We start from the raw sequence: 12,863 nt of genomic DNA, 5'->3' as shown, positions 1-12,863 counted from the left end.
TAGAAAATACAGGGTCATTGCAGACAGTTATCTTAACGTAATTACAACGCGACGATTCGGCTCGTCGCCTTTGCTGTATGTTTTCACCGACGGATGCGATTGAAGCTCGGCATGAATGATTTTGCGCTCCTGAGCGTTCATCGGCTCCAAAATCAATTCTTTCCGGGAACGGACGACGCGGCCCGCAAGCCGGTGTGCCAGTTCCTGCAGCGTCTGCTTCCGTCTGTCTCTAAACTGCTCGGCATCGAGCAGGATGCGGACATGCGCGCTTGAGAACCGATTTGCGACGATATTGACCAAATATTGAAGCGCGTCCAAAGTTTGTCCTCTTTTACCGATCAATATACCGAGTTCGGATCCGCTTAAGTTAAACAAATGGCCTTCTTTCGTTTGCTTCTGGTCAATGGAGATAGCCAGCCCCATCGTTTCGAACAGCTCTTTCAGAAAAGCAACGGCTTCTTCGATCGGATCCGGGATCTTCTCGAGCTCCACCTTCGCTTCCTTCGTGCCGATCAATCCGAGAAAACCTTTGGACGGCTGTTCCAGGACGGTGATATGCACCCGGTCTTGCGTAGTGCTTAACTGCACAAGACCGGCCTTTATTGCATCATCAATCGTTTTTCCCGTCGCAATCACTTTTTTCATGCAGCCTGTCCACCTTTTGTTTTAGGAGATCGACCGTACAAGAAATAGGTCTGAACGATGGTGAAGATGTTGCTGTAAATCCAGTACAGCGGCAAAGCGGATGCGAAGCTCATCGACATCACGAAGATCATGACCGGGAAAATAAACATGATGCTCTGCATCTGTTTGTTCATCGGGTTCTGAGCCGACATCACCTTCTGCTGAATGAACGTTGTGGCCGCAGCTAAGACCGGCAATACATAGAACGGATCGGGCTTACCGAGTTCCATCCATAGAAATTGGTGTGAAAAAATGTGCGGATTCCGCACGATCGCTTGATAGAGCGCCAACAGGATCGGCATCTGAATCAAAATCGGGAAACATCCGGCAAGCGGATTGACACCATGCTTCTGGAAAAGCTTCATTGTCTCTTCCTGCTGCTTTTGCGGGTTATCTTTAAACTTCTCGCGGATTTTAGCCATTTCCGGCTGGACTTCCTGCATACGCTTGGAGCTCTTGTACTGCTTCAGCGTCAGCGGCAGAACGATCAGGCGAATGATTATAGTCACGATCAGGATAGAGATACCGTACGAATTGCCAATCGAATTGGCAAAGAAATCGAGCAGATCAGACAGAGGAATAATGAAGTATTTGGTGAAAAACCCTGCTGTCGCGGGATCCAATGGAGGATACGAGGTAGGCGACGTGCCGCAACCCGTTAGCACGAACAACAGCAAAAGAAGCGGTGCATATTTGTAGGTTCGACGAATCAATTGAGGTCCTCCCAGTTTTCTATTCCACCATAAACTATACCATAGTTTAATCCGGCAAGGAAATAATTGCTTGGAAATTAAAGCATGTTTAAACCGGGCCGGAATCAGCTGTTTTTTCGCAGCAGCCCCGCCCGTTTGAAAACATGGTAGATGCTCTTCTCCATCTCGTGGAAATCCATTTCGACGGCCGGCTTTCTCACGATCACGATATAATCGTAGCCGCCGGGAAACCGCTCCTCGTTCAGCCGGATAATTTCCTTAAGAACGCGGCGCAGCCTGTTGCGGATGACGGCGTTTCCAATCTTTTTGCTGGCCGAAATCCCGAGCCGGAAATGTTCGTTCTCACGGCGGGGCATATAATATAGAACAAACTGGTGGTTCGCTGCCGACTTTCCGTAGCGGTACACCTTTTGAAAATCTTCTCTTTTTGCAAGCCTAAGCTTTTTTTCCACAAGCAAGCACTCCAAACAAAACCGCTTCTTTGACCGCCCATTCCTTAGTTTTCACCGGTGACGGGCGGTTTAATCGGTCGAAACCCTCACAACCCTATAAAAATCCAGAAAAAAAGACCACATCAAGTGGCCTGGCAATTAAGCACTCAGTACTTTTCTACCTTTTTGACGGCGTGCTTGCAGCACTTTACGGCCGTTTTTCGTGCTCATTCTTTTACGGAAACCATGGTTCTTCTTCCGTGTTCTTGTGTTCGGGTTAAACGTAGGACGCATCTATTTGCACCTCCCTGAGGATCTATCTAATCCCAAAAATGTCTTTTTCAATTAAAGCACAAAGAGAGACTATAAGTCAAGGTGGAAGCTGCGCCGGAACAACCTGTGTACAAACTTTTCGGCCCCTTGTGCAGAACTTGTCGAAAGCAAACAAATTATCAACAATATCTAGTGGTGTTAATATTAACTTTACACAAGGGGTTGAATATGTGGATAAATAAAAACATTGCGTTGATAATCCCTCTCTCATTTGCTAATATAGTATTGTTTCTGTTGTGGATATTCTCCTGACTCCCTTCGTTTATCAACAGCCTGTGGATAACATTGTGAACAATTTTCCCTCTATTCGAGCAAGTCTCTTCTGCATAACCTGACTCGTGTGGATAAGAATCGACAAGATTTTGTGGTAATTGACATGAAGCAAGGCGACATGGCGTTTTCCGCAAGTCTTTTTTATGTTTAAAGGAGTGAACTGTTGTGGATAGCCATACGACCGACTCATGGCAGCAAGTCCTGTCTATCATACAAAAAAAATTAAGCAAGCCGAGTTTCGATACTTGGCTTAAATCCACAAGAGCTACCGTCTTTACGGATACGACTGTCGTCATCAGCGCACCGAACAATTTTGCGAAAGAATGGCTGGAAAGCCGCTACGCGAAAATGATCGGAACCACGATCTATGAATTTCTCGGCAAGCAAGTCGAGGTTAAATTCATTAACGAGTCCGACGAGAAATCACCCGTTGCGGTACAAACCCCGCCCCCGGAAATTCCGAAGGAGCCTGCTGCTCCCGTTCAAGAAGAAACTTTTCATCATATGATGAACTCGCGGTATACGTTCGATACGTTCGTTATCGGCGCCGGCAACCGGTTCGCCCATGCAGCCTCACTAGCCGTTGCGGAAGCACCAGCCAAAGCGTACAATCCGCTTTTTCTGTACGGAGGCGTGGGACTGGGTAAAACCCACTTGATGCATGCCATCGGGCATTATGTGCTTGAGCATAACCCGCGGGCACGCGTTCTTTACATCTCGTCCGAGAAATTCACGAACGAATTCATCAATGCGATCCGGGACAACCGCGGCGAAGGATTCCGCAACAAATACAGAAGCATCGACGTGCTTCTTATTGACGATATTCAATTTCTTGCGGGAAAAGAACAGACGCAGGAAGAATTTTTCCACACATTCAACGCCCTTCACGAAGAAGGAAAGCAGATTATCATTTCCAGCGACCGGCCTCCCAAAGAGATTCCGACGCTCGAAGACCGTCTGCGCTCACGCTTTGAATGGGGACTTATTACGGATATCCAGCCTCCCGACCTGGAGACGCGTATTGCGATTCTCCGTAAGAAAGCCAAGGCCGAGAATCTGGAAATCCCGAATGAAGCGATGGTGTATATCGCCAATCAGATCGATACAAACATCCGGGAACTTGAGGGGGCGCTGATAAGGGTTGTCGCCTATTCATCCTTGAGCAACCAGGATATTACGACTCATTTGGCCGCGGAAGCGTTGAAAGATATTATCCCTTCAAGCCGGCCGCGTGTTATTACGATGCAGGATATACAACAGAAAGTCGGAGAGTTCTACGGGTTGAAAATGGAGGACTTCAAAGCGAGGAAACGGACCAAAGCCGTTGCTTTTCCGAGGCAGGTTGCCATGTACTTATCGCGGGAAATGACCGATTTCTCACTTCCCAAGATTGGCGAAGCGTTCGGCGGGCGTGACCACACGACAGTCATCCATGCGCACGAAAAAATTAGCGAGGCCCTGAAGACAGATCAGGAACTTTTCAAAATCATTCATAGCCTGACGGAAAAAATCAAGAATCCGTCCTCTTAATAACTACAAGCCTATGCACAAACTATGCACATGTGGATAGGCTTGTTTTTTGTGACTTTCGTCCACATATCCACATATCCAGTGCCTCTACTACTATTACTAATAAAAAAAAGGTATTATATAAGGGTATGCAGTCCGGCTAGAATTTAGAACCACAGGAGTGAAAACATGAAATTAACGATATTGAAAGATTATCTTAATGAATCCATTCAGCACGTCTCCAAGGCAATCTCCAGTAAAACGACTATTCCGATTTTGACCGGAATCAAAATAGACGCCACTTCAGAGGGTGTAACACTGACTGCCAGTGATACCGACATTTCCATCCAAAGCTTTATGCCGACCGAAACTGCTGAGCTGAAAGTAATTGAGCTCTTTCAACCGGGAAGCGTCGTGCTCCCCGCTAAATTTTTCATGGAAATGATCCGCAAGCTCCCTTCCCAAACGATCGAGATCGAAGTTAAGGACCATTTTCAAACCACGATTCGTTCGGGATCTTCCGAAGTGCAAATTATGGGTCTCGACCCTGAAGAATATCCGCTTCTGCCACAAATCGAAGAAAGCCGCACGATCCGGATTCCAAGCGATCTGCTCAAAACGATGATCAAGCAGACTTCTTTTTCCGTTTCGACGAACGAAACTACGCCTATTCTGACCGGTGTCCTCTGGCAGATTACGGACAACAAGCTTAAATTTATCGCATGCGACCGCCACAGACTGGCTTCCCGCGAGATTAACCTCGATCTGGAAGCGGGACAGAAGTTCCACCCGATCGTTATTTCCGGACGTACGCTTAACGAGCTCAGCAAAATTTTGCCCGATCAGAATTCCTTGATCGACATCGTTATCGCGGACAGCCAGGTTCTGTTCAAAATGAACTCGATCTTGTTCTATACGCGTATTCTGGACGGAACTTATCCGGATACTTCCAAGCTTATTCCGCAATCGTTCCAGACAGAACTCGTTGTCGGCACCAAAGAACTGGCCGATGCGATCGACCGTGCTTACCTTCTTTCCAGAGAAGATAAGACCAATATCGTTAAACTCGTGATGAAAGAAGATGAAACCATCGAGGTTTCTTCAAGTTCGTCCGAATTGGGCAAAGTAACGGAGCAGCTGCAGCTTCAGAAGATCAACGGCGAGCTACTGCGGATCTCTTTTAACTCCAAATATATGCTCGACGCGCTTAAAGTCATGGATAGCGACAACATTCACATCGGTTTTACCGGCGCCATGCAGCCGATCATTATACGTCCGGAGGAGCAGCAAAATATTTTGCAGCTTATTCTCCCGTACCGCACTACGAACTAAAGCCAGCCGGCAATTACATCAAACAAACGGAGGAGACTCGATGAAAGAGGTCACCATTCGTACGGAATATATAACCTTGGGTCAATTTTTAAAACTTGCGGACTGCATCCAAACCGGGGGACAGGCCAAATCCTTTCTTCAGGAAGCCCATATCGAAGTAAACGGAGAAGTTGAAAACCGCCGCGGGCGGAAGCTGTACTCCGGAGACAAAGTCGCCGTAGAAGGCTGCGGGGAATTCGTCGTTTCCCGGGAGTAGGCCCGAGGAAGCACAGGAGGAACGCCATTGTTTGTCAAACGGCTGTTGTTGGATCATTATCGAAATTATCCACATGTGGAAATCTCGACGGATCGGAATGTTAACATCTTTGTAGGTCCCAATGCGCAGGGGAAGACCAACTTGCTGGAATCCATTTATGTGCTTGCATTGACCAAGTCCCACCGTACCCATCAGGATAAAGAATTGATTCAATGGCAGGAGGACCATGCCAGACTTTTCGGCGAGGTGGAACGGAAATACGGAATGAGTACGCTCGAGCTTTCGATAACGGGCAAAGGCAAGAAAGCGAAAGTAAACGGGCTTGAGCAAAAAAAGCTGAGCCAGTACGTCGGGGCGCTCAACGTTGTGATGTTCGCTCCCGAAGACTTGGAGATCGTCAAGGGAAGCCCCGGCATCCGCCGGAGGTTTCTCGATATGGAGATCGGGCAGGTTTACCCCAGCTATCTCTACGACCTCACTCAATACCAGAAGGTGCTTGTGCAGCGCAACAATTTGCTGAAGCAGTCTTACCCTCCCTCCGCGGCCAACAGCTCCATGCTTGATGTGTGGAATGAACAGCTTGCGGCCTTCGGTGTTAAAATTATGAAAAAGCGTCAAAGCTTTATAAAGAAACTCCAAAGCTGGGCGGAACAGATCCATCAGGGAATTACCGACGGCAAGGAAACGCTCCGGGTGGAGTATGCTCCTTCCTTTGCGGACGGGCACTTTGAAGATGAATCTGTTTTATTGGACCGATTTATGATAAAGTTATCACAGATAAAAGAACAGGAAATGCGAAGAGGCGTCTCATTGATCGGTCCGCACCGGGACGACCTTCTTTTCTGCATTAACGACAAAGACGTACAGACGTACGGATCCCAAGGGCAGCAGAGGACGACTGCTCTTTCTTTAAAGTTGGCCGAAATCGAACTGATCCGGGAGGAGGTCGGCGAGTACCCTGTTTTACTCCTCGACGACGTTCTTTCCGAACTTGACGAATATAGACAGACCCAACTCATCCAGACGTTCCAGAAGAAAGTACAAACATTTATCACAACGACCGGACTCGAAAGCGTTCATTTGGACCAGTTAGACCATGCGGCCGTTTTTCATGTTTCGAGCGGCAGCGTCATCGACAGGAGTTGAGAGATTGTGTTTATCCATTTAGGCGGCGAAAAGATTATTCGTTCCTCGGAACTCATCGCGATTTTCGATCTGTCGATCGAGAAGTCTTCGAAGATATCCAAGCAGTTTATTGCGGAGGCGGCTCGCGGCAAGAAGATCGAGATCATTGGCGAAGAGGAATGCAAATCGCTTGTCGTGACGCAAAGCAAAGTGTATTATTCCCCAATCTCCTCGATGACTTTGAAGAAACGCGCAAATCAGCTGTTGACGAACTGAGCGATTTGACTATGTAAAAGCAGGTGAAGGGTGTATGACTTTGAACCAAAATTCGTACGATGAGAATCAGATTCAGGTACTGGAAGGGCTGGAAGCCGTTCGTAAAAGACCGGGCATGTATATCGGCTCGACCAGCAGCCGCGGCCTGCACCATCTCGTGTGGGAAGTTGTCGATAACTCCATCGACGAAGCGCTGGCCGGTTATTGTACCCGTATCGACGTCATCGTTCATAAAGACAACCGGATTACCGTAATTGACAACGGACGCGGAATTCCCGTAGGGGAACATGCCAAAATGAAGCGCCCCGCGCTAGAAGTAGTTCTCACCGTGCTGCATGCAGGCGGCAAATTCGGCGGAGACGATTCGGGTTATAAAGTTTCCGGCGGACTTCACGGGGTAGGTATTTCCGTTGTTAACGCCCTGTCCTCGCATCTTCTCGTTCGAGTCAAGCTGCACGGTAAAATCCACGAGCAAGAATATCGCCAGGGTAAACCGCAATACGATCTTCGGATTATAGGCGAAACGGAAGAGACCGGAACAACGGTTACGTTTACGCCCGATCCGGAGATTTTTACGGAGACGACCGAATACGAATACGAGATTCTGCAATCCAGACTCCGTGAGCTGGCGTTTTTGAATAAAGGAATCGAGATTAATCTGACCGACGAACGTACGGATACTTCCGACAGCTTCATGTACGAGGGAGGGATTAAGTCCTTCGTCGAGCACTTGAACAGGAACAAAGAAGCCCTTCATCAACCTCCGATTTATGTCGAAGGCAGTAAGGACAATATCCAGGTTGAAGTGGCTATTCAATACAATGACAGCTACACGGAGAACATCTATTCGTTTGCTAACAATATCAATACACACGAAGGCGGTACTCACGAGTCCGGCTTCAAAAGCGCATTGACGCGGATTCTGAATGACTACGCGCGCAAGACGAATGCGATCAAAGAAAGCGGCTCGAACTTGTCCGGTGACGACGTGCGTGAGGGCTTGGCCGCCATTATTTCGGTCAAGATACCCGAACCGCAGTTTGAAGGACAGACCAAGACGAAGCTCGGCAACAGTGAAGTGCGCGGAATCGTCGACTCTCTGTTTGCCGAGAAGCTTCTCGAGTTCCTGGACGAAAACCCGGCGATCGCGAAGAAGATCGTGGAGAAAGGCCTCCAGGCCTCCCGTGCGCGAGAAGCGGCCCGTAAAGCGAGAGAACTGACCCGCCGCAAGAGCGTGCTCGAAGTAAGCTCCCTTCCGGGTAAGCTGGCTGACTGCTCGTCCAAGGATGCGTCTATCAGTGAACTGTACATCGTGGAAGGGGACTCCGCCGGCGGGTCGGCCAAACAGGGCCGTGACCGTCACTTCCAGGCCATTCTGCCGATCCGGGGTAAAATTTTGAACGTGGAGAAAGCACGTCTGGACAAAATTTTATCGAACCTTGAGATCCGTGCCATTATTACGGCGATGGGTACCGGCATCAGCGACGATTTCGATATTACCAAAGCCCGTTATCACAAGCTGATCATTATGACCGATGCGGACGTCGACGGAGCTCATATCCGTACCTTGCTGCTTACGTATTTCTATCGTTATATGCGCAAGCTGATTGAAGTGGGGTATGTGTATATCGCGCAGCCGCCGCTTTATAAACTGGAGCGGGGCAAAGTAGCCCGCTATGCATACAGCGACAAGCAGCGGGATGAGATCATGAAAGAATTTGGCGAAGGAGCCAAAGTCAACGTTCAGCGTTACAAAGGTCTCGGGGAAATGGATGCGGAACAATTGTGGGATACGACCATGGATCCGGAGACTCGTACTCTGCTGCAAGTCACTATCCAGGATGCGATGGATGCCGATTCTATTTTCGATACGCTGATGGGAGATAACGTGGAACCTAGACGTAACTTCATTCACCAGCACGCTAAGTATGTAAAGAACTTGGATATTTAAAGGCTTCAAGAGATAGAGGGCTGGTTTTTTTCCAGTCTAGGATGCACGTTTCAGGAGGATAAATCATGACCGAAGAAATGCGTTCGCAAGTCGTTGAGGTTGATATTAGTTCGGAAATGCGCACCTCATTTTTAGATTACGCCATGAGTATTATCGTCAGCCGTGCGCTTCCCGATGTCCGGGACGGCCTCAAACCGGTTCACCGGCGTATTTTGTACGCGATGTCCGAGCTGGGCATGTATTCAGATAAACCGCACAAAAAGTCAGCCAGAATCGTCGGCGAAGTAATCGGCAAGTACCACCCTCACGGGGATTCTCCCGTGTATGAAACGATGGTCCGGATGGCGCAGGATTTCTCGCTGCGTTACATGCTTATTGACGGGCATGGCAACTTCGGTTCCGTAGATGGCGACATGGCCGCAGCTATGCGTTACACGGAGGCACGCCTTTCTAAGATCGCTATGGAGATGCTCCGCGATATCAACAAAGAGACCATCGATTACATCCCGAACTATGACGGAGAGGAACAGGAACCGGTCGTACTGCCGGCACGGTTCCCTAACCTTCTTGTAAACGGATCTTCCGGGATTGCCGTAGGTATGGCCACCAATATTCCGCCTCATAACCTTGGAGAGGTTATCGACGGAATACAGCAAATGATCGAGAACCCGGATGTCACTCCGTTGGAATTGATGCAGTCGATCAAGGGACCGGACTTCCCGACGGGTGCGTATATACTCGGTCGCGAAGGAATCCGGCAGGCTTATGCTACAGGCAGAGGCTCCGTTACCATGAGAGCGAAAGCCGATATTGAAGAAGTAAACAATAAAGCACGGATTATCGTGCATGAAATTCCTTATCAAGTAAACAAAGCCCGTCTCATTGAGAAAATCGCCGAACTCGTACGCGACAAAAAAATCGACGGCATTACAGACTTGCGTGATGAATCGGACCGTAACGGTATGCGCATCGTTATGGAGCTGCGTCGCGATGTAAATCCTAACGTAGTTCTCAATAACTTGTACAAGCATACGGCTTTGCAGTCTAATTTCGGTATTATCATGCTGGCTCTCGTAAATGGTGAACCCCGGGTATTGAACCTGAGAGAAATGATTTATTACTACCTGGAGCACCAGAAAGTCATCATCCGCAGACGTACGGAATATGACTTGCGCAAAGCCGAAGCCCGTGCTCATATTCTCGAAGGCCTGCGTATCGCGCTCGACAATCTGGATGAAGTTATTGCTCTGATCCGTTCTTCGCGTACAACCGATGCCGCGCGTGAAGGCTTGATGACTACCTTCAGCCTTTCTCACGATCAGGCGCAAGCCATTTTGGATATGCGTCTGCAGCGTCTTACAGGCTTGGAGCGTGAGAAGATTGAGCAGGAATACGCGGAACTTCTTCAGAAGATTGCGGAATTAAAAGCTATTCTTGCTGACGAGCAGCTTATTCTTGCCATCATCAGTGACGAACTCAATGAGATTAAAGAAAACTTTGGTGATGAAAGACGGAGTGAAATTACCAAAGGCGAAGACAGCATCGAAGACGAAGATTTGATTCCTCAAGAAGATGTTGTCATTACTATTACCCACACGGGCTATATTAAACGCCTTCCGGTAAACACGTACCGCAGCCAGAAACGCGGAGGCCGCGGAATCGTAGGTATGGATACGAAGACGGATGACTTTGTAAACCATCTTTTCGTAACCAACACGCACCACTACCTTCTCTTCTTTACGGACAGGGGTAAAGTGTACAAACTTAAGGCCTATGAGATTCCGGACCTTAGCCGGACTGCGCGCGGAACCCCGATTATCAATCTGATTCAGATTGAACAGGGCGAAACCGTCAGTGCCGTTATCCCGGTTCAGGAATTCAGTGCGGACAATTACTTATTCTTTGCCACAAAGCAGGGGATAGTGAAAAAAACTCCGCTGGATGATTACATCAATATCCGCAAAGGCGGTTTGATCGCAATCAACCTCCGTGACGATGACTCGCTTGTCGGGGTTAAACTGACGGATGGCAAACGCCATATCATTATGGGGACACGCGACGGCATGTCCATTCGTTTCCCGGAAGACGATGTCAGATCCATGGGCCGATCGGCCACGGGTGTCAAAGGCATTCAAATCGGTTCGGAAGATACCGTTATCGATATGGACGTGGTGGATGAAGACGCAAGCGTCCTGATTGTGACCTCCAAAGGTTTCGGTAAACGGACGCCAATTGCGGAATACCGTGTTCAATCACGTGGCGGTAAGGGCATTAAGACGCTCAATGTTACCACCAAGAACGGTGCGGTTGTCGGTCTTAAAGTCGTGAATAACGACGAAGACCTGATGATCATAACCGCGAGCGGGACTCTTATCCGTACAAGCATCTCGGGCATCTCCGAAATGGGACGTAATACGCAAGGGGTTCGTCTAATCAACATCCGTGAGGATGATGAGGTGGCGACTGTGACTCATGTGGCCAAGAGCGAGGAAAGCCAGGATGATGAGTTTAACGAAGAAGATCAGGAACAAGTAGCAGCCGCGCCGGATGAAACCGATGCACAAGCAGAAAATCCTGATGAGGATACCGAAATTTAATAATTAGAATTCGGAGGTGGGGACTTACATCCCCATCTTTTTTGTTTTACAATAAAATTGACAAACTTAGGTAAAGCGGAGGGAAATACCTTGCGGACAGTCTCTGTCTCACAAATTAAAGCCGGCGACAAGCTGCTGGAGGCTGTAAACAGCCGTTTCGGCAATGCATTATTTTATAAGGGCAGAATCCTGACAGAGAGAGATACGGAGATCCTGAAGGCTTTCTTGATCTCGACCGTAACCATTGATAACAGGACGAGCAATCCTGGCCAGGAATCGGCCGTTGCGGTTGCTACAGCGGATATAGATACGAAGCAAATCTCATCCTTTGATCTTTCTTATGACCATATGCTGCAGCTTCTTAAGAAAGCGTTCGGTCTTGTGCTGGGTAACTCTGCCCTGCCGGTGCTGGAGATGCGTAATGAGCTTCACAAGCTCATTGAGCATATTGAAGGATACCAGGTCCTTACGTTTACACCGCGGCAGTTTCAACTGCAGGATTTTGTTTATCACAACAGCATTATGGTTTCCCTGACGGCTTATCTTTTGGCTAAATGGCACGGACTCCCTCAAAAGGATTGGATACAGATAGCCTTGGCCGGACTCCTGCACGATATCGGCAATGCCAAAATAGATCAGGCTCTTCTCGTTAAACCGACGAAGTTAACATCTGTAGAACTTGAGGAAATGCGCAAGCATACCCTGTACGGCTATAATGTGCTAAAACCGATAGCAGCCCTTAACGAGGGAGTTAAGCTTTGTTCTCTGCAGCATCATGAGCGGGAGGACGCTTCCGGATATCCGCTTGGTCTCAAAAGCGATCAGATTCACATCTATTCCAAGGTGGTTGCAGTAGCCGATATCTTTCATGCCATGACGAGCGTGCGTTATCATCAGGAGGCAACGTCCCCGTATCTGGTTCTGGAGCAGTTGAGCAAAGATGCTTTCGGCAAAGTCGATCCGGCTATCGTCAATACGTTCATTAACAAAGTAACCTCGTTTCATACCGGAACGATTGTCAGGTTGAACGATAACCGTGTAGGTGAAATTGTTTTCTCGGATCGTTCGTATCCGACACGTCCCTGGGTCAACATTAACGGAACAATCATTAACCTTACCTTGGAAAGAAATCTGTACATTCAAGAGGTCATTGATGCACGTTAAGAACAGAATAGGTTCGCTGAAAAGTATCTTCCCAAGGGAAGATACTTTTTTGTTGACATGGCGGTGTGGCGATGGTATATTTGTATTCCGCCTTCCGAAAGAAGCGACAAGTTAAAAAGCCTGAAAAAATTCATCGAAAAAAAAGCTTGCAATCAACTAGGTGAATGTGGTATATTAATTAAGTCGCCGCTAGAACGAAGCGGACAACGACAAGGCTGA

12 protein-coding genes are annotated in these 12,863 nt (G+C 48.2%); 8 read left to right on the top strand and 4 right to left on the bottom strand.

The window, feature by feature from the left end; translation table 11 throughout:
• Positions 1-27: 27 nt before the first annotated feature.
• From jag to rpmH, 4 genes are all read right to left on the bottom strand, one after another.
• Entirely contained in the window at positions 28-645 is a 618-nt protein-coding gene (gene jag / locus C4S74_RS10795) for an RNA-binding cell elongation regulator Jag/EloR (protein ID WP_103995345.1), read from the bottom strand.
• Complete coding sequence (locus C4S74_RS10790) at positions 642-1,397, bottom strand: YidC/Oxa1 family membrane protein insertase (protein WP_103995344.1); 756 nt, start codon at positions 1,395-1,397, stop codon at positions 642-644. The genes jag and C4S74_RS10790 overlap by 4 nt, the downstream gene beginning before the upstream one ends.
• A 104-nt stretch (positions 1,398-1,501) precedes the next feature.
• Positions 1,502-1,849, bottom strand: a complete 348-nt coding sequence (rnpA, locus tag C4S74_RS10785) for a ribonuclease P protein component (protein WP_009673476.1) — start codon at positions 1,847-1,849, stop codon at positions 1,502-1,504.
• A 138-nt stretch (positions 1,850-1,987) separates the two neighbouring features.
• Positions 1,988-2,122, bottom strand: coding sequence for a 50S ribosomal protein L34 (gene rpmH / locus C4S74_RS10780; protein ID WP_009673467.1), 135 nt, complete (start codon positions 2,120-2,122; stop codon positions 1,988-1,990).
• Positions 2,123-2,599: 477 nt separating this feature from the next.
• On the opposite strand from rpmH, the gene dnaA reads away from it, so the two are divergent.
• The 8 genes from dnaA (at position 2,600) to C4S74_RS10740 (ending at position 12,644) form a co-directional block, all read left to right on the top strand.
• Positions 2,600-3,964 (top strand): chromosomal replication initiator protein DnaA, encoded by a 1,365-nt coding sequence (gene dnaA, locus C4S74_RS10775; RefSeq protein WP_103995343.1) that lies wholly within the window; start codon positions 2,600-2,602, stop codon positions 3,962-3,964.
• 168 nt (positions 3,965-4,132) lie between these two features.
• A complete protein-coding gene (gene dnaN / locus C4S74_RS10770) occupies positions 4,133-5,275 on the top strand; it encodes a DNA polymerase III subunit beta (RefSeq protein ID WP_103995342.1) in 1,143 nt (380 codons plus the stop codon).
• A gap of 40 nt (positions 5,276-5,315) precedes the next feature.
• Positions 5,316-5,531 (top strand): S4 domain-containing protein YaaA, encoded by a 216-nt coding sequence (gene yaaA, locus C4S74_RS10765; RefSeq protein WP_103995341.1) that lies wholly within the window; start codon positions 5,316-5,318, stop codon positions 5,529-5,531.
• 27 nt (positions 5,532-5,558) lie between these two features.
• A complete protein-coding gene (gene recF / locus C4S74_RS10760) occupies positions 5,559-6,677 on the top strand; it encodes a DNA replication/repair protein RecF (RefSeq protein ID WP_103995340.1) in 1,119 nt (372 codons plus the stop codon).
• Between the two features lie 6 nt (positions 6,678-6,683).
• Positions 6,684-6,932 (top strand): extracellular matrix regulator RemB, encoded by a 249-nt coding sequence (gene remB, locus C4S74_RS10755; RefSeq protein ID WP_103995339.1) that lies wholly within the window; start codon positions 6,684-6,686, stop codon positions 6,930-6,932.
• Positions 6,933-6,966: 34 nt separating this feature from the next.
• Positions 6,967-8,883, top strand: a complete 1,917-nt coding sequence (gene gyrB, locus C4S74_RS10750; protein WP_103995338.1) for a DNA topoisomerase (ATP-hydrolyzing) subunit B — start codon at positions 6,967-6,969, stop codon at positions 8,881-8,883.
• Between the two features lie 65 nt (positions 8,884-8,948).
• Positions 8,949-11,480: a DNA gyrase subunit A gene (gyrA, locus tag C4S74_RS10745; protein WP_103995337.1), complete on the top strand. Its 2,532-nt coding sequence runs from the start codon at positions 8,949-8,951 to the stop codon at positions 11,478-11,480.
• Between the two features lie 90 nt (positions 11,481-11,570).
• Positions 11,571-12,644, top strand: coding sequence for an HD-GYP domain-containing protein (locus C4S74_RS10740; protein ID WP_103995336.1), 1,074 nt, complete (start codon positions 11,571-11,573; stop codon positions 12,642-12,644).
• The last annotated feature ends 219 nt before the right edge of the window (positions 12,645-12,863 follow it).

Source organism: Paenibacillus sp. UNC499MF (assembly GCF_900107975.1).
In the GTDB taxonomy this organism is placed as follows: Bacteria; Bacillota; Bacilli; order Paenibacillales; family NBRC-103111; genus Paenibacillus_F.
Note: the sequence above shows the minus strand (reverse complement) of the source record. Positions and strands in the feature narration are given on the sequence as shown.